This is a genomic window from Balneola sp. (assembly GCA_003712055.1).
Taxonomy (GTDB): domain Bacteria; phylum Bacteroidota; class Rhodothermia; order Balneolales; family Balneolaceae; genus RHLJ01.
Genome location: RHLJ01000001.1, coordinates 390,547 through 408,813, shown reverse-complemented (window position 1 = coordinate 408,813; position 18,267 = coordinate 390,547). Strand labels below are relative to the sequence as shown.

The following is an 18,267-nucleotide window of genomic DNA, read 5'->3' as shown; positions in this document are numbered from 1 at the left end:
TTAATTAGCTTCTACTGTAAATGATTTTGTTAAGGAGTTCACCCCAGAGCGAATACCCTTAAATGTAATAGAAAGTTCGCCTTCTTGCATATTCATTGTGATACCCCACCTTCCCTGCGAATCTGTTTGTACTGTACGGGTGGTACCTTCATTAATAATAATGACTTCCAATTCAGGATATGCCTTTGAAGACATAGTCACCGTAGGCTGATTTACTCGAATGCTATTACCGGATATTGAACCCGTAAGCGAGAGGTTAAAGAGAACATCCTCTGTTAAGCGAACAATTCTAAGTTTCGATTCATTAACGTTTCCTGATCCATCAATAGATTTTATTGATGCAGTTTGATCTACTCCAAGATTTTGAACCTGGTAGATAAAACGACCGGAAGCCTGAACTGGTACCCGAACATTATTAATCTCTACTCTAGCATCAGGTTCAGTAACACCTTGTACTAAGAAGGAATTTTCAAGAGTAAAGACAATATTGCCAGCCACTTCCTCAAGGAAGATAGCAGGGGGTTGATTATCTACATTTCTAATTACACGAGTAACTTCTGAAAACGGGCCCCTGAGACCAAGGTTGTCGATTGCCTGTACACGAATAAAGGTTGTTCCAAGTGGTAAATCTCCTATCCGGGCGGAATTGGATGTGAGCGTGATTTCTTTTATTTCGGCACTAAATGAAGAAGAGGTACTGTATTCGATGCGATAGGACACAGCATCTTCAACCTGTCTAAATGGGAAAATGATACTCTCATTATAAATAACTGTATCGCTGGAAGCCCATGCTAGTTCAGGAGAAGGTAATAACTCAATAGGAGGAGCAGGGGGTTCTCCTTCACGTACAATAGTACCTTCATTTTTACGGATGGTAATAGTCACATCATTGGCACTCACATTTGCTGTTCCATCGTAATTCGTGAGTTTTACGGTCTCCTGACCATCGGATTCAGCATAAAAATTTTGAGTCTTAAGTTCCGAAGTAGAAGCACCCGCATTAAGGATGTATTTACTCCGTTCCTTACCGGCAGCAGATAATTTTGCAAGCAAGCCGCCCTGAACGAGGCTTATTTCCGTATCAGCACTTTCGTCCAATTTATCAATTCGTGATTTCCTTATTACAGCCACCGTACTTGGTTCAACAGTAATTGAGCTTCCATCTGTAAACTCAAGGCTAGCATAACTTTCAATAAATGTCCGTAAGCCATCAGACTCTTTAAAAAGGTCACCTTCAAATGCGTCTTCCCAGCCGCCCAAGAGACCAAGCCTCTTATCAACATTACCTGTTTTTTCTGCAAGCTGTGCTTGTATTTGAACAAGCCGATTGGCATTCAAAGTGGATTCCAATTCTACAATTGCTTCCGGAATTGCATTTCCAACTTCAATTGCGGTTTCTATTTCACCAGTTTGTACCGCATCGATATACTCTTTGATAAGAGTATTGGTTTGATTCAATTCTTCTTTAGCAAAAATGGTAGCTCCTGAAGATATCAGTGACTTAATTTTTTCCTGGCTTTCTGTTACTGATGAAGAAGTTCTGGAAAAAGACTCAAGCTGCAATAGATCGGATCGTGTAAGAGTAAAACTATTAGAAGAGATATCATGGTCGGCAAGGTTCACTAAAACCGGCCAATTCAGGCTATTTCCGGAGTAGCGCAATGCCATTTGTTGTAACTCGGAAGAAGGGAAGGTTACAGATCCGTTTTGTGCGAAAGAAGCTTCGACAAAAAATAGACTCACAAAAACCAAAGAAAGAACAATAGAATTAGTCCTTTTTCTCATAAGGAGGGAAAATGAGGGTGAATTTACTGCCAATTTCTTCGTTCGATTCTAATTGTATATCTCCATTGTGCTTGTGCATGATCTCTTTCACATAAGCCAGGCCAAGACCAGTACCTTTTTCTTTTGCAGATTTGAGATTCGACCGGACGCGGAAGAATTTCTCAAATACTTTCTGCTGATCTTCGATACTAATACCAAAACCATAATCAATTACACTAAGCTCAGTTTGACCGTCTTTGTCCATCAGTTCAACTTCAATAACCCTATCTGGATCACCATATTTAATGGCATTACTTACCAGATTTTGAACCGCATCAAACAAAAGGTCTTTACTACCTGAAACTATGAAACTCGTTCCTTTTGCGGAAATATTCATTTTCAGATTTTTCTGTGACAACAGAGGGTTAGTAATCGTTTTCACATCATTCACTAATTGGAATAAATCCACCTGGTTGAATTCTACAGGTATACGGCCATGTTCCAGTCTTTGTACATCCAGGAACCTGTTTACCAGATCATTCATCCGTTCTCCTGACAAATAGATTTCCTTGACTAATTCTTTGTACTCTTCCTCATCCATTGAGGGGTTATCGAGCATAAGCTTTGAAAGGCCAACTACGCCACTTATTGGATTTTTAAGCTCGTGAACAATGATATTGATCATATCAGTACGCTTGAGATCTATAAGCCTGTCATTGGTTTTGTCGTGAAGAACTATAAGAGCTCCTTGCGAATTGCCTTGCTCATCAATAAAGGCTACGTACTGGTAGTCATAAAAGTAGGTGAGATTTTCATCTTTAAAATGTGCCAGTTCAGCCTGATTGATCTTAATTGTATAAGGATTCGGATAATGTACAGTTTGACTATTCTTACTGAGCTCAAGTTTTTGGGTATCAAGTAGCTGATCAAATTTTACTTCTTTAGGGTTGTATCCAAATGACTCTATAAATTGAACAAAGTGATTATTCGCGAATCTGAAGCCACCATCGTTATCCAGAATCCCAATTAAATCTTCTGAATACGTCATCATATATCGGTTCTTCCATTCTTCTAAAATAATCTTCTCAACATTAATCTTTTGATAGCGGAGGAGGGTAATCCTAATATTCTCGAGCGTTTCTCTCATAATTCCAAACTCCGGCAGATCTACTTCGCGAATGGATTTATCAAACTCGAGATTACTTATGTGCTCAACATCCAACAAGATTTGGTTGATGGGTTTATTCATCCGGTTACTGATGTACCAGCTAAAAAATACCATGATGCCCAGGATTCCAAGTCCTGTAAACAAGGAAAAGAGTAGTAAGTCTCTTACCGGTTTTAAAATAAAATCATCCTCTACTGCAATAAGGTGCCAAAACGGAATAGTCTCGAACCGGGAGGACATTAAAAACCAGTTTTCTCCGTCTATAGAAACTTCTTTTTCTTCTGAAAAACTTGCATCACCAATTAATTCACTTGGGAAAATAAACTCTGAGTTCGCTATATGGTCACCTAAATCGCTCACTATATTTGCTTCGTAATTACCGGTTCCAAGAGGAATGTCGGTCAGTTCAAAGGTCAGCCGTTTAGCATCAAAGAACATATCCAGGGTAAATATCAACTCAATAGGAGAGCCGGAACCATCAAAAGAGTCAATTTGGATAGTGCGTTGTGCGATAAAGATGTCGACAGCTTCAAGAGTATCGGGTAACCAGGCCATATTCAACCGCTGATCAAGACGAGATGGATACCATTCATCCACTGCGGTTGGAAAGTCGATGTTTTGATAGATAGTTCTTGTGAAATCAAGCATATCAGTAGAACCTGATTCTGACAAAGTAATCCTCACCAATCCGGGAGTATAATTAATTGCTCTTCGAACAATTTCTTCGGTTTGGCCCGGAGCACTACGAATATCTTCTGCAAGAATAGTAGTCGCATTCAACCAATTACGAATAGTCTCATCTGTCCTTCTTAGTGAGTATTCCTGAAGCTGTGATACAATCGTTGTACGTTCATTTATAATAGCTTCCCGATATTTAGGGCGTACGAATATCAACACCAGTGCATACGCGACAAGTATCAGGCACGAGGTGATGAGGAAAATTCGATATCGTAGGGTTAGCTTTCTGTACATAATTATTCAACTACCAAATTTGACGTTATATCTCATCAAATGCGATTAGAATCATCTTATGTTGGGTTTTACAAATGAGGCTTTTTTTTCGGAGATAACAATAGCTTAATATAAAATTAACTTTTTCGTGAGCTGAAAGTGAGATTGTTATAAAAAACTAGTTCATGCTAATCGGCGGAGAATTTAACCGGAAAGGAAAGCGGTTACTTAAGGAGTTGGCGAGTCAGTCGGATAAACAGATTGAAGTACAAGTTACTGTGAAAGGACTAAATGAAGCCCTCGAATTTGACCGTAATGAAGTAAAAAACCTTCTTGAGTATCTTGAGAATAAGGGATGTGTTAAGATTGAAACCATTGGGGGGCCTTTTCTATATGGTCATGTTTCGATTACTAAAAAAGGTCTTGCTAAATCTGAGAAATACTAAAAAGGCTCCAAAAGGAGCCTTTTTTATGTTTTTAATCTTCGTCAAGAATCTCATTAATGCGCGCAGTGATATCATCAAGATGAGATCGGCTTGCTCGATCTCTGATTGTAGGACGAGCATTTCTGATATCTGTTCGCAATTGGACCAGTTCATATCGAAGTGCAGGCCGGATATCAGAATCTTTAACATCTACCTGGTTTGAGCCAAAACCCCATTGGTCAGTTTCAAACATGTTGTGTAGATAACTTATGTATTCTCGCTGAAGAGCCCGGCGGAAAGCATCAATAGATTCACTTTCATACACTTCACTCCAGATTCCTTTTCTGATATCATTCAGCATTTCATAAAGCGAGTAAGCATCACTATCAAATGCACTCTGTTCACTCAACCTTGCCATTGCACCAGGGTTCATAGTAGCATTTAGAATACTAGCTTGTAGGTTCTTAACCCGATTAATGGCTCCGTTATGCTCAATTCGACGAAGTATATCTTCATCAAGCAGCCAGGTTGGAGTCGAAAAAGCATGTTCAATCAAAAACTCCATTGCTTCCTTTTGGTATTCTTTGGATACTGGTGTGTATACATAGCCCTCCTGGTCAGAAGCAAGCCTGTTTTGATAGACCCCACCAATGTTGGTTGAAACGTGACGGGCGTATCTGTTCCATTGGAATACCAGTTCGCCATAGATTTCTTCCAAATCATCATAATCCTGCCCATCAGTAGATGTCCATTCTACAAGATTTGGAACTACTCGCTTGAGGTTCATTAGGCCATATGTACTGGCTTTAACCGGATCATTGGATAAATCTTCAGTCTGAGAAGAAGGATCATATCCGGTGGAAGAGGCGAACCGATATACAGGGTCTCCGGCTTTTTCTTCAATCCATGAATCCAGGGTAGGCTTTTCTTCTTCTGGAGTATCAGCCCCGGGAACCAGACGATATCCCCAATTAACAGAATACTTGTCATAAGGACCGATTTGGCGGATAAACCTGATATTTTCATCTCCAGGCTGAGCTACATAATTCTGACGGGCGTACTCCATAATTGTGGTTGCAATTCCCCATTCTTGGGTAAACTTGCCTGATCGGAGGGAATCAACCGGGTATGCCGAGCTTGACTGCATATTATGTGGAAGACCAATGGCATGGCCAATTTCATGAGAAATAACACGGCGCATAGTTTCACCAATCAGATCGTCATCTAACTTTAGTTTTCGCGCATCAGGATTTGCAGCACCAGTCTCAATCATCAGACGATTTCGGTACGAACGCATATGATTATGGTACCAAACGATATCACTTTCGATAATCTCACCAGATCGTGGATCAGATACACTAGGGCCAACGGCATTTCGAATGGTATTGGCTACCCAACGAACCGTAGAGTATCGAATATCCTCTGGGCTCCAGTCAGGATCTTCTTCTGGAGAAGGAGGGAGCTTTGCCTGAACAGCATTCTTAAATCCGGCTTCCTCAAAAGCCACATTCCAATCCAGTATACCCTGGATGATATAAGAACGATATTTCTCGGGAGTAGCAGGATCCAGGTAGTAAACAATCGGTTTTACAGGCTCAACTAATTCTCCACGCGCATAAGCTTCAGGATCTTTAGGCTCTAATCTCCAACGACGAATATATTGTCGGGAAGCAGCTTTTTGCTCCTCTAATCCGAAATCAATCTGGTTAATGGTGAACCAGCCAACACGGTAATCATAAAGCCTTTTTCTCATGGGTTCTTTTGGTAACAGAACCATCGATTGACTCATTCTTAGTGAAAGTGTCTGAGCTCCTCCATCTGAAGGAGGGTTGCCAGCCTGGTAAGTCATCACATGGCGTACTTCTATATTTTGAGGAAAACTTTTTGCCGATTCTAAATAACTCCGATTTCCATCCAGTCTACGAACCTGATATTGACGACGTAGAAATGTCATTAAACCACTTATCGCTTCAATGTCAGTATCAAAGAATTTGGTCATTTCAATAACTACCCCTGAAGAATCTTCATTAAGTGCTTCTATATTCATAGCAGCTAAAATTGGGGCGAAGTTATTGGCCTGAACCGATCGGTAAACAGGGAGTTCTTCGTCGGCAATATTTTGGAAGGAGTATTTTCGGATCAGGATTTGATCTTTTTGCCTTTCAAAGCGAATAACCTGCTCGGCTGTTTTAGCTCCTGAAGAGAAAAAGCCGAAGAAACCAGCCGGGACATCGGCAACTCGGCTTACAAGAAGCATATCGCGACCAAGCAACGAATCCGGGATTTCATAATAGAGTTTATCTTCTTGCTGGTAGATCGTAAAAAGCCCTTCGTCTTTATCAGCAGTCTTTTTAATTACATCGCTGAATTTTTTAATTCCATCTTTAGGTGCCGATCTGGAGGTATTACTTTGTCGGTTAGGAGTTGTGGTTGATTCTTTAGCTCCTGTACAACCAGTGATTAACCCAATTAAAAGAAGAAGGGTTACCGAGTTTTTAAATCCCATATTGTATTCGTTAGGTTATGAGTAGCTTGGGTAGATAAACACATCAAGACCTATCTAAAAGGGCTTTAACAATAAATAACAAAGAAAGCGCAAATCTCTCATCAAAAAGCAAAAAAACAGCACTCTAAAATCTCAAAAAAGCGCTACCTTTTCCATCCCGAAAACTTTGAACAAATCTAAAAGACATGATCATTGGAGTACCCAAAGAAATTAAAACCCATGAAAACCGAGTAGCACTTCAACCGGGAGGGGCTTTACAGCTCAAAAGAAATGGCCATCAGGTATTTATTCAGAAAGGTGCAGGAATCGGGAGTGGGTTTACCGATGATCAATATGTTGATGCTGGCGCTACGATCCTTGATGATGTAGAAGAAGTATGGCAAAAAGCTGAAATGATTATGAAGGTGAAAGAGCCTATTGCGGTTGAATACCCAAGGATGAGAGAGGGGCAAATCATCTTTACCTATTTCCACTTCGCCGCAGATGAAGCACTAACCAAAGCAGTGATTGACTCAAAATGTATTGCCATTGCTTACGAAACAGTGGAAAAAGCAGATCGTTCTCTGCCACTTCTTATCCCAATGAGTGAAGTAGCAGGAAGAATGGCCGCTCAGGAAGCCGCTGTATACTTGGAGAAACCTAAAGGTGGTCGGGGAATGTTAATGGGAGGTATCCCTGGTGTTCGTCCTGCAAAGGTACTCGTTTTAGGTGGCGGAATTGTTGGGGTAAACTCAGCAAAAATCGCAGCGGGTATGGGTGCTGATACTACCATCATGGACATCAATATGCCGCGACTGCGCTACTTGGATGATGTAATGCCCAAGAATGTACAAACCTTCTTCTCTTCAGAAGCAAACATCCGCGCCATGCTTCCACATGTAGATGTGATTATTGGAGCGGTATTAAAGCCTGGAGCAAAAGCACCACATCTAATTACCAAAGACATGCTAAAAGAAATGCGCCCTGGCACCGTGTTAGTGGATGTATCCATTGACCAGGGGGGATGCTTTGAAACTTCAAAGCCAACTACACACGAAGATCCTGTTTACGAAATTGATGGGGTAGTACATTACTGTGTGGCCAACATGCCAGGAGCTGTTCCTTACACTTCCACACTAGGACTAACTAATGTGACCCTTCCTTATGCAGTAGCACTTGCCAACAAAGGATGGAAGCAAGCCCTGAACGATGACCCCGAACTAAAAATGGGACTCAATGTAGCAAACGGTACCATCGTTTATGAAGATGTAGCCAAAGCATTTGGATTGGACTGGGAGCCTGTAGAAACGGTGTTGAACTGACTACAGCTTATCCCAGACAACGAACCGGGATCTTTCCCACATAGATTTTTAAGCTAGCAAAGCCACCCAATCGGGTGGCTTTTTTTATGCTGCAAACCAAAACTACACATCCATGTAGTGGAAAGCCAATCTGCTATAGTGAGATTAAGTGTAGTTCAAATGATGAGTTGAAATCTCCATTTCTTATGATGTTAAGAAAACATCAATAAAAACTAAGGACGTTGAGATTCAAGTTTATTTGAATTTAATTAACTAAAGCTAAAAGACATTAGTGGGGTACGGCGACGTCTGCCGATGTTTTAAAAAGAACAACTTAAAATTGAAGAAAAATGAAATTTACAATCAAAAATAATATAGCTCAGACAATTGAAGTAGGTTGGGCGAAAGAAGATAGAGCCTTTACTTTTCATACTCTAATTCATGAACAGGCAGTACAAATAGATACAGAAAATCGATTCCTAGCTCTTATTCTACCACACAATACGGGGTTTAATATAACTCATAGTAGCTTTGTTCATTATGAGTTTATTCAAGTGATACCTTCTCATGATAGATATTCAGGGGATGATTCGTATATGTTTTTATTGCATTATGATACCCATACTTCCAATAGTCATTTTGAAATAGGTTCAGAAAGTTTTGACTTTCTCACGAATAGTGGTACGAGTGGGGATGGAGATGTAGGGGATCCTGAAGACGATGAACCAGTAAAAAATGATTAAGTAACTTTATAACTAATACAATTTGAGAATAAAGCTATTTTTTTCTTTCGTTTTATTTATCTCAATACATGTTAAAGCCCAGCTCCCCGAAGAGGGTCGTGGTTTTCCTTTGATTCAAAATTTTAATCTAGAAGAACACAATGGATTTGTTCAGAGCTGGGCTTTTCAAGAAGATTCAAATGGGGTGATTTATGTAGCAAATAGGCTGAGTGTATTTCAATACAAAGGTACAAGATGGGATGAGATTTCTATTAAAAACAACTTAGTATACAGTCTAGAGAACCATAAAGGAGAGATATATATTGGTGGAAGTAATGAACTAGGTTTTTTAGCTAAATCTGATTCTGAAGAGTCAGCACAAGAAAAGTATTATTCAATTAGATATTTACTACCCGATTCCTTGATAATAGGGGATATATGGGAAGTAATTTCTCACAAAGAGAGCATTTTTTTTAGATCGAATAACTTCCTTATTAAATATAATCCTGAAACAAGTGAGATAAAGTACTGGGAGCCCAAAGTTCGGTTTTCTTTTTTATTTGAGTTGGATGGTGAGGTTTTTGTTAGAAGTTCTACAATTGGAATATATAAGATAAGAGGGGATAAACTTGAACTTGTTGATTGGGGTAATTTCTTTATTGATAAAGCGATTAAGTCAGTTATTAGCATTGGGGAAAAGACAATTTTTTGTGCTCCTAATCAGTGTTATGAAAAAAAAGGCAATCAGTTTGTAGCCTTTGTGACAGAATCCGATAAGTATCTTGCGGAAAATTATATCGATGAAGCTATTTCATTATCAGATGAGTCTCTAGTTTTTGCAACACGTAGGGGAGGAGTAGTTCAAATAGCTAAAGATGGAAGTTTGATACGCATTATTGACGAAGAGAACGGGTTATCTAATAATACAGCATATGGGTTATTTAAGGATAGAATTGGGGATGTTTGGGTTGCAACGAGAAATGGGGTTTCGCAGATAAAATTCTCCCTGCCATTTGAGGTTTTTGATGAAAGACACGGGATTACGCAATATATATATGACCTTAAAGAACACAATGGTAGTTTATATGCTACTTCTTCAACTATAGGGTTATACAAATATGATGTTGAGTTAAACGAGTTCCTAGAATTAGAAATTGATAATTCAGGTGCCAGTTGCCGAGGCTTCTTAGAAGTGCAAGGTTTATTATATACTGTTTGCGGAGGTAAGCTATATCTTATTAGAGGACATGAAGTTCTTGCTATTGATACTGAAGATTTAACCTTATCAGTAATTGAATTAATTGAACCTCCTGATTTAGTTTTTACTGCGAATAACCTTTTTCAGTCTATTGGAAGGCTAAATGAAGACAAACTTACTTTTCTAGAAATAGAGAATGAAGAAGTCGATAATTTTAATTCTATTGAAGTCGACAGCTTAAATAACATTTGGTTAGGTAGTGAGACTGGTGGGTTATATAGATACACAGTTTCGAGTGAAGAAGATTATAAAATAAGCAGACCTTCAAAATTTCTCACCTCATTTACAAATCCCGAGGATAATAAAAGAGTTTTGGTAAGTGAATATAGCGGCTCCCCAATATTCTTAACCTGGGGTGCAGGAATACAGGAGTTTGATTTTGAAGAAAACAAACTAAGACTAGTTAGGAGGTTTGGCGATTTTTTTAGTGATACTACCAGGCAGTATTTCAGGTTTATTGAAGATAAATTTGGGAATGGATGGTTTAGATCTGGTTCTGCTTTTCAAGGGGCTTTAAAAACAGAGCGAAATGAGTTCAGATTATTTAAAGAATCATTAAACATAATTTCCGATGGGCAGAACAATGGTATTTTTTCAGATAGTAATGGAGATATTTGGTTTTCAATGAATGAATCTTTAGTGAGGTTTTACCCAGGAAGGAGAGTAGATTTAGGATATTCTTATCATACACAAATTGAAGAAGTTTTAGTTAGAAATGACTCATTAATCAATGGAGGTGATGATTCTGATTTAGATGTACTAAGGTATGAGGATAATGAGTTAAGATTCAGTTACTCGGCTTCAAGTTATAGCTTACCTGAAAAAACTGAGTTCAGAACAAAACTGGCTGGATTTGATAAAGACTGGAATAAGTGGACAAGTGAGACTCAAAAAGATTATACAAACATTCCAGAAGGGGAGTATAACTTTCAAGTTCAGGCAAGAAATGTTTTTGGAGCGGTTAGTGAAGCTCAGTCTTTTTCTTTTATAGTTCTTCCACCATGGTACCGTACCTGGTGGGCTTATTTCATGTATACGATCTTCATTTCAGGGATACTCTATACCGCTTTTAAAATACGGGTCAATCAAATTCTTAAAGTAGAACGGATGCGAACCAGGATTGCCAATGACTTGCATGATGATGTATCAGCTACGTTAACGGGGATTAGTCTCTTTGCTGAAGCAGTACAACGAGACAAGGATCCAAAGAAGAGATCTTATTTTATGAATCGTATTACCAAAAGTGCAGGGGATGCCAAGGAAAATATAACGGACATTGTATGGGCTATTAACCCGGAGAATGATGGATGGAAAGAGTTCCTGGTTAAGTGCCGGCGCTATGCTTCCGATTTACTGGAGAGTAAGGGAATTGAGTACACTTTACATATAGCCGACCAAATTCCAGGTAAGTTGAAAATGGATGTACGTCAGCATTTGTGGATGATCTTCAAGGAGATGCTTACAAATGTAGTTCGACATTCCAAGGCCGAACGAGTAGATGTGATTTTAGATGTAGAAAATGGAGTACTCAAGCTCATTGTCCAGGATAATGGAACTGGCTTTGAAGAGGGAGGAAAAACCGGGAATGGTTTGCTGAACATCAGGAAAAGGGCTGAGAAAATTAAAGGGAAGTTGCAGTTAGAAACAGATAAAGAATTCGGAACCCGCTGGAGGCTAGAACTTCTTCTCTAAACCGCATGGCCATGTCGCTCATAGGCTTGTGAAAACTTGTAAACTGAAGGAGATGATCCTTCCGACAGAAAAATCATAACAAGCCCAGGTTTCTGAAAGAGTTTGGGTTTTTTAGAGAACAAACGTATTCTACAGCGGTTCGAAGGATTTAATTTCCAATAATTTAACCTACAGGAGTAGTTCATTGATTAAAGTAGGAGTCATTGAAGACAATAAGTATGTAAGAGAGGGCTGGGAAACATTTATAGACTATGATAAGCAATTATGTGTGGTTGCCAGCTATGGTTCATGTGAAGAGGCGCTCGAAGACACCGAGCTAGCCAAAGTAGATGTGCTCATTTTGGACATCGGTTTACCTGGAATGAGCGGGATTGAAGGAGTAAGTATTTTCCGAACGAAATTCCCCAATATGATCATTGTGATGGCTACTGTATTCGATGATGATGAAAATGTTTTCAACGCCATTAAGGCCGGAGCTGTGGGCTACCTGATGAAAAAGGTGAGTCCGGATGAAATGGTAGCCGCCATAAAAGACGCATTTTCGGGAGGCTCTCCAATAACCCCAAATATTGCCAGGAAGATTATTAAAACGCTTCATATTCCCGAAGTCAAGAAAGAGGAAATGTTAAACGAACGAGAGATTTCCATCTTAAGAGAGCTGGCTAAAGGGAAATCCTATGCCGCTATTGGCAAAACGATATTTCTTTCAGTGGACGGGGTACGTCACCATATCCGAAGCATTTACCAAAAGCTGGAAGTACATAGCAAAGCAGAAGCCGTCTCAAAAGGAATAGCTCGAAAGCTCATTGATCCCTGAATTCTGCACTTGAACCCGGCTACGAGGTAGCAATTGCTGTTGCCACAAAACCACGAAAACACAAATTGGTGTCTTTGTGCTTTTGTGGTTTAATCATTTCTGATTCCTTGGAATTCTTCTACAACCGTTGGTCGAGAAAATAATATCGATATCCAAGAACATTCCTGAGAGCTTATGGATCCAAGAGTCCTTTTATTTTGGATTTGGAATCGGCTAGCAATTGTTATTGCCACGAAACCTCGAAAACTCAAAATTAGTGTCTTTGTGTTTTTATGGCTTATTTGAATTGGGAAAAGTCATTCCGGGGCGTAAGCCGGAATCTAGATTGATGTAACAGGCGGATTCCTCTTATAAAAGTTTGATCTAGATTCCCACCTCCGCCCGCCTTCCATAGTACAAGTACGGAGGGCAGGCGGGAATGAATAAATGCTCGTTTTAATTATCGCCCGTAAGCGATCACTTTTAATGGATCAGTTTTAGCTGCTATTCGTGCTGGGAGCCAGGAAGCGAGCGCACAAAGTACAAGGGTAACGACCGTTGTGATAACAAAATCGAGGGCATGTGGCTCAACAGGGGCATAGCTCATGTAATAGTTCTCTTCGGAAAGAGGAATGATCTGATAATTGATTTGTAACCAGGCAAATAGAAGGGATATTGCAATGCCTATGAGCAGCCCTATCCCGGCAACCATCAGTCCTTCTAAGAGAAAAACCTTTCGGATGACAGAAGATCGACTTCCTATCGTTTTAAGTACGCCGATATCTCTTGTTCGCTCAAGGACCATCATCAGGACTGCCCCAATCAGGTTAAAGGCAGCTACAATAATCATCACACTTATTACAGGAGGGATCATTTGTTCTTGTAGTTTTACCCATTCAAAGATATTATAATAGCGATCTTCAATAGACTGCCATTGATAGGGAAAAGGTAGTTCTTCTTCTAATTTTTCTTTAAAAGATGAACTCAGTTCTGGATCAATAAGTTTAATTTCGATGCCATGACCTTGAGTTGGTCGTAGCCCAAAAAGCTGTTTTGTATAGTCACGATCAACTACAGCGAAAATTTCGTCAAAAAAATCGATGCCGGTTCTAAAGATTCCAGTTAATTGGAATTGCTGTATTTCAGGTGAGTTGACTAGGGTGGGCTCCCCGGAGATTGTATAAACAGTTATAATACTTCCGACATCTGCCTGAAGAGTTTGAGCCATCTTTGAACCTAATATGATTCCCGGGAAGCCGTCCTTTGTGATGGATAAATCATATTCCCCTGAAAGTAGATAGTTGGTAAGGTTTGAGACATCCTCATTCGGATCGACCCCTTTTAATTCGGTTCCCGTGACTCCATTTTTGGTCTGAATCATTACCTGGCCCTGATCAATAATTTGCTTGCTCTCTATTTCTTCATATTGATCAAGAAAAGTAAGTACAGTATCCGCTCGAAATAGAGGAGAATCGGAATAGGAGGTAACTAATGCGTGTGGAGCAAACCCGAGGATTTTGGTATTTATTGTGGACCTGAATCCATGAACGATCGACAAAGCGATTAATAACCCTGCTGAACCAATTGCTACTCCGGCTATACTCATCGCCTTTATGAACGATAGAAAGCGAGCTCCTTTGCGGGTGCCTTTGAAATACCGGAGTGCTAAATAGGATTCGAGTTTCATAATAGCTTGTGGTCATCCCAAACCTGCCCTTCGTATCCCGAAAATGTTCGGGAGGAGGCGTGCTTGAGACTGAATTGAGTTCAGTGCATGATTCAGAATAACGGTAAAAGATATTTGGATATTGATCATTGAAAATTTCTTACTCTGGTTTCATCTGTGGGAAGAATAAAACATCCCGAATAGAATCAGAATTAGTCATAATCATACTTAAACGGTCAATACCGATTCCAATGCCGGCAGTTGGAGGCATGCCATATTCTAGCGCTCTGATGAAATCTTCATCGATAGTCATTGCCTCTTCATCACCTCCTGCGCGCAGTGAGGCTTGATCTTCCAGTCGTTCTCTTTGATCGATAGGGTCATTTAACTCACTGTATGCATTAGCAATTTCCTTTCCATTGCAAATGCATTCGAAGCGCTCAACCAGTCCTTCTTTCGATCGGTGCTTTTTAGTAAGTGGGCTCATTTCCACTGGATAGTCGGTAATAAAGGTAGGTTGAATGAGCTTTGGTTCCACAAATTCACCAAAAATCTCATCAATAATTTTACCCGTGCCGAAAGAATCATCAACCTGGATATGCAGCTCTTTAGCAATAGCCTTTAGTTCATCCAGGCTTTTGCCATAAAGATTATGACCGGTTTCTTTTTCTATGGCCTCGAACATTGGAACTCGAGGCCATGGCGCTTTAAAATCAATTTCGTGCTCACCCACTGTTACTTTTGTTGAGCCATGAAGATCGATCGCCACTTGTTCAATCATCTTCTCGGTAAAATCCATCATCCAGTTGTAGTCTTTGTAAGCCACATATAACTCTACCTGGGTAAATTCCGGATTATGAAAACGAGACAATCCTTCATTTCTGAAATCCTTTGAAAACTCATATACACCATCAAATCCACCGACAATTAATCGCTTGAGGTACAGCTCATTAGCAATCCTTAGATAAAGATCCATATCAAGTGTATTATGGTGGGTCACAAAAGGACGCGCAGAGGCCCCACCATATACTGGTTGAAGGATAGGTGTCTCAACTTCAAGGTAACCACGCTCATTCATGAAATTACGCATGGTTTGAACCAGTCTGGTTCTCTTTATAAAGGTGTCTTTTACATTCGGGTTTACAATTAGGTCAACATAGCGCTGACGATAACGAAGTTCTTTATCCGCGAAAGCATCGTAGACGACTTTTTCACCATCCTCATTCTCGATTTCCTTAGGAGTAGGAATTGGACGGATAGTTTTTGTCAAAAACTCAAAATGCTCGGCATGGACAGTAGTTTCACCGGTTCTTGTTTTAAATACGAACCCTTTAATGCCTACGATATCTCCAATATCAACTAGCTTTTTAAATACTGTGTTGTATTCATCTATTCCTACATCGTCCCTCCGAATATAAACCTGGATTGTTCCTTCTGAATCCTGAAGGTTGAAAAAGGCCGCCTTGCCCATAATTCGGCGTGTCATCACTCTCCCGGCAATAGATACCGTCTCCGATTCAGGATTCGTCTCTTCATCCCTTACTAACTCAGGGGCGTTTTTAATTTGTGTACTGCTATGTGTTACTTCAAAAGAATAGGGGAAAGGATTTACCCCCATTTCATGTAATTGTTGTAGCTTCTCCCGTCGAATTTCTTCCTGTTCCGAAAGTGAAGGCTCCTGATTAGTCATGCGTTTGTCTTATTTCCTGTATGATAAAATGAAAGGTTGCAAAAATACCGAATTGTGCTGAAAATTGTACCATCAACCCAAATATGCTTAATAAGTAATTGAACACACTAGATACCTCTCACATTCCTGATTTTCCGGCTCAAATTGCTATTGGATGGAGCGAGATTCAATCCGGTCTAAGCGCTCATGTTCTAAGTAAAAAAGATCGATTACGGTTAGATAGCATGATTAATGATCGCAGGAAAAGTGAATTCCTGAGTGCAAGACATACCTTCTGGAGCTTGATTGATGAACTGGGATGGGATCATGAATATGTTACCTTAGAGAAAGAAGAGCTTGGCAAGCCTTATATAGAGCTAAAAGGCAAGAGAGCGTTCATCAGCTTTTCACATACCAAAAACCTCGTTTTTTGTGCAATTTCTAAAACACTTGATCTTGGATTGGATGCAGAAAGTATTGATCGAAAAGTAAATCCTGCAATAGTTAAAAGAATACTTAGCGAGAATGAATGGGATATTTATGGTGAAGAGGATCCCATTGCATTATGGACTATGAAAGAAGCAGCTGTTAAGAGTTTAGGCACAGGATTACGCACTAATCTGAAAGATATTGAGCTTCGAAAATTTAAAGGAAGTAAATTCTTGATAGGACTTGGAACAGAAAAGAAATTGCAAGGTCATTGCTTCACTGCGCTGAAGCACTGTATTTCGATAGCTTATTAGAATAAATGGAGATCAAAAACATTACCATAATCGGGCCTGGAAGATTAGGTACTGCTTTTCAAGTGGTGTTTTCAGAGGTAGGATTTGTGGTAAAAATGATTGATAAAACCACTGATAGACAAGAGGTTGGAGATGTTACCTTTATAACAGTTCCAGATGGATCAATTCATGAAGTATCAAAAAAGTTAGCCTCTGGAGGAAGTTCCTTTTCCGGTAAGATTGTTGCTCATTGTTCCGGAGCTTATTCTTCACAAATCTTGGATAATTTAGCAGAGCAGGGTGCATTGACCGCCTGTTTCCATCCATTAAAAGCGGTGAGTAAAACTACACGCTCATTTAAAGCAAGCTTCTTTGATCTTGAGGGGTCTGAAGAAGCCATTGTTCATTTAGAAGACATCGTAAAAAAAATTGGTGCCCAATCTATTAGAGTAAGTCCTGAGGAAAAAGAGCTACTTCATGTTTCAGCGGTTATGGCTTCGAACTATACCGTTACACTTGCTGATCTGGCATTGCGCATTTCAAGTAGTAATAATATCTCAGAAAGAGAATTATTAGATGCCTTACTCCCTTTAATGGGCTCTTCTATAGAAAATTTGTCAGGGTTAAACCCGGCAGAAGCTTTAACAGGACCTATTGCACGCGGTGATATCCAAACAGTTCAAAAGCACCTGTTACTTTTACAAGATAAACCCGATTTATTGGCAATTTATAAGCATTTAGGACTACTAACTCTGGAATTAATTACAGATGAAGTTACCGAGCATACCATAAAATTCAGACTATATGACCTCCTAAAATGAGTACAAAGAAGCCCAATGATTTTTACATGAGAGTGTATGAAGTTGTAGCTCAAATCCCGCATGGATATGTGACTAGTTATGGAGCAATTTCGAAATATCTTGGAGTTGAATCCGGAGCAAGAATGGTAGGTTATGCTATGAACAATTATGTTAGTTCCGAAATTGGTTTTGAAATACCCGCGCATAGAGTGTTAAATAGGTTAGGCCAGCTTACTGGTAGGGCATATTTTGGCGGGGATAGCATGAGGGAACGCCTGGAACAGGAAGGTGTTACCTTTACTGAAGAATATACAGTGGATATGGAAAAACATTTCTGGAACCCTTTTGATTTAGACACATGAGGTACAAGTTAATCGCACTTTTTATTTTGTTTATTGCATGCCAACAGGTGAAAGAAGAAGAGCTGATGGTAGATGCTACGGCAGGTGAAATTGTTCAAAAAGTATCTTCACATGAGGGAGAAAAAGTTGTGTTTGTAAATTTTTGGGCAACATGGTGTATTCCCTGTGTTGAAGAATTTCCATACATCATGGAGCTCAAAGAAAAATATGGTGATGACTTCGAACTCATTTTTGTTTCTACTGATTTTTCTGAAGCAAAGGAAGAGGCTAAGGAATTTCTTCAATCACAGGATGTACAGTTCACTACCTATTACAAAGTGGGCAACGATAATGAATTTATTACCACAATTTCGGATACTTGGAGTGGAGCTTTGCCTTTCACAGTGATTTATAATAAAGATGGTACTATCTCAGCCGAATGGGAAGGAAAGCAGGAATTTGAAGTTTTTGAAAGCGAGTTACTAAAAGCAATAAATGAAAGCTAAA

Annotated in this window: 14 protein-coding genes; 9 read left to right on the top strand and 5 right to left on the bottom strand. The window is 39.6% G+C overall.

Annotated features, from left to right (window positions below):
- Together ED557_01880 and ED557_01875 are read right to left on the bottom strand one after the other, a co-directional pair.
- Window positions 1-1,785, bottom strand: a complete 1,785-nt coding sequence (locus ED557_01880; protein RNC85545.1) for a hypothetical protein — start codon at window positions 1,783-1,785, stop codon at window positions 1-3.
- Window positions 1,769-3,904 (bottom strand): sensor histidine kinase, encoded by a 2,136-nt coding sequence (locus tag ED557_01875; GenBank protein RNC85544.1) that lies wholly within the window; start codon window positions 3,902-3,904, stop codon window positions 1,769-1,771. The genes ED557_01880 and ED557_01875 overlap by 17 nt, the downstream gene beginning before the upstream one ends.
- A 164-nt stretch (window positions 3,905-4,068) precedes the next feature.
- Here ED557_01875 and ED557_01870 point away from each other — a divergent pair, with 164 nt between their 5' ends.
- Window positions 4,069-4,329: a hypothetical protein gene (locus ED557_01870; GenBank protein RNC85543.1), complete on the top strand. Its 261-nt coding sequence runs from the start codon at window positions 4,069-4,071 to the stop codon at window positions 4,327-4,329.
- A 31-nt stretch (window positions 4,330-4,360) separates the two neighbouring features.
- Here the strand turns inward: ED557_01870 and ED557_01865 are convergent, their stop codons facing one another.
- Window positions 4,361-6,814, bottom strand: coding sequence for a DUF5117 domain-containing protein (locus ED557_01865; protein RNC85542.1), 2,454 nt, complete (start codon window positions 6,812-6,814; stop codon window positions 4,361-4,363).
- A gap of 185 nt (window positions 6,815-6,999) precedes the next feature.
- Between ED557_01865 and ald the strand changes: the two genes are divergently transcribed.
- The 4 genes from ald to ED557_01845 all read left to right on the top strand — a co-directional run bounded on the left by ald (window position 7,000) and on the right by ED557_01845 (window position 12,583).
- A complete protein-coding gene (gene ald, locus ED557_01860) occupies window positions 7,000-8,115 on the top strand; it encodes an alanine dehydrogenase (GenBank protein ID RNC85541.1) in 1,116 nt (371 codons plus the stop codon).
- Window positions 8,116-8,444: 329 nt separating this feature from the next.
- The gene (locus tag ED557_01855; GenBank protein ID RNC85540.1) at window positions 8,445-8,837 is read left to right on the top strand and encodes a hypothetical protein; all 393 of its coding nucleotides are present in this window, start codon (window positions 8,445-8,447) and stop codon (window positions 8,835-8,837) included.
- Window positions 8,838-8,859: 22 nt separating this feature from the next.
- Window positions 8,860-11,766 (top strand): hypothetical protein, encoded by a 2,907-nt coding sequence (locus tag ED557_01850; GenBank protein RNC85539.1) that lies wholly within the window; start codon window positions 8,860-8,862, stop codon window positions 11,764-11,766.
- A 184-nt stretch (window positions 11,767-11,950) separates the two neighbouring features.
- Window positions 11,951-12,583, top strand: a complete 633-nt coding sequence (locus ED557_01845) for a DNA-binding response regulator (protein ID RNC85538.1) — start codon at window positions 11,951-11,953, stop codon at window positions 12,581-12,583.
- A gap of 439 nt (window positions 12,584-13,022) precedes the next feature.
- Here the strand turns inward: ED557_01845 and ED557_01840 are convergent, their stop codons facing one another.
- Both ED557_01840 and lysS read right to left on the bottom strand, forming a co-directional pair.
- Window positions 13,023-14,249 (bottom strand): ABC transporter permease, encoded by a 1,227-nt coding sequence (locus ED557_01840; protein RNC85537.1) that lies wholly within the window; start codon window positions 14,247-14,249, stop codon window positions 13,023-13,025.
- Window positions 14,250-14,388: 139 nt separating this feature from the next.
- Window positions 14,389-15,918, bottom strand: a complete 1,530-nt coding sequence (lysS, locus tag ED557_01835; GenBank protein ID RNC85536.1) for a lysine--tRNA ligase — start codon at window positions 15,916-15,918, stop codon at window positions 14,389-14,391.
- A gap of 98 nt (window positions 15,919-16,016) precedes the next feature.
- On the opposite strand from lysS, the gene ED557_01830 reads away from it, so the two are divergent.
- From ED557_01830 to ED557_01815, 4 genes are read left to right on the top strand one after another with little or no spacing between them, the layout of a single operon-like run.
- Entirely contained in the window at window positions 16,017-16,640 is a 624-nt protein-coding gene (locus tag ED557_01830) for a 4'-phosphopantetheinyl transferase superfamily protein (protein ID RNC85535.1), read from the top strand.
- A gap of 5 nt (window positions 16,641-16,645) precedes the next feature.
- Entirely contained in the window at window positions 16,646-17,440 is a 795-nt protein-coding gene (locus tag ED557_01825; GenBank protein ID RNC85534.1) for a DUF2520 domain-containing protein, read from the top strand.
- Window positions 17,437-17,781 (top strand): MGMT family protein, encoded by a 345-nt coding sequence (locus ED557_01820; GenBank protein ID RNC85533.1) that lies wholly within the window; start codon window positions 17,437-17,439, stop codon window positions 17,779-17,781. The genes ED557_01825 and ED557_01820 overlap by 4 nt, the downstream gene beginning before the upstream one ends.
- Window positions 17,778-18,266 carry a TlpA family protein disulfide reductase gene (locus tag ED557_01815; protein RNC85532.1) on the top strand — a complete coding sequence of 163 codons (489 nt, stop codon included), beginning with the start codon at window positions 17,778-17,780 and terminating at the stop codon, window positions 18,264-18,266. The genes ED557_01820 and ED557_01815 overlap by 4 nt, the downstream gene beginning before the upstream one ends.
- Window position 18,267: the final 1 nt, after the last annotated feature.

Coding starts and splice junctions, on each gene's coding strand:
- ED557_01870 (RNC85543.1), top strand. CDS start 4,069: ATGCTAATCGGCGGAGAATTTAACCGGAAAGGAAAGCGGTTACTTAAG.
- ED557_01875 (RNC85544.1), bottom strand. CDS start 3,904: ATGTACAGAAAGCTAACCCTACGATATCGAATTTTCCTCATCACCTCG.
- ED557_01825 (RNC85534.1), top strand. CDS start 16,646: ATGGAGATCAAAAACATTACCATAATCGGGCCTGGAAGATTAGGTACT.
- ED557_01815 (RNC85532.1), top strand. CDS start 17,778: ATGAGGTACAAGTTAATCGCACTTTTTATTTTGTTTATTGCATGCCAA.
- ED557_01865 (RNC85542.1), bottom strand. CDS start 6,814: ATGGGATTTAAAAACTCGGTAACCCTTCTTCTTTTAATTGGGTTAATC.
- ED557_01820 (RNC85533.1), top strand. CDS start 17,437: ATGAGTACAAAGAAGCCCAATGATTTTTACATGAGAGTGTATGAAGTT.
- lysS (RNC85536.1), bottom strand. CDS start 15,918: ATGACTAATCAGGAGCCTTCACTTTCGGAACAGGAAGAAATTCGACGG.
- ald (RNC85541.1), top strand. CDS start 7,000: ATGATCATTGGAGTACCCAAAGAAATTAAAACCCATGAAAACCGAGTA.
- ED557_01855 (RNC85540.1), top strand. CDS start 8,445: ATGAAATTTACAATCAAAAATAATATAGCTCAGACAATTGAAGTAGGT.
- ED557_01840 (RNC85537.1), bottom strand. CDS start 14,249: ATGAAACTCGAATCCTATTTAGCACTCCGGTATTTCAAAGGCACCCGC.
- ED557_01880 (RNC85545.1), bottom strand. CDS start 1,785: ATGAGAAAAAGGACTAATTCTATTGTTCTTTCTTTGGTTTTTGTGAGT.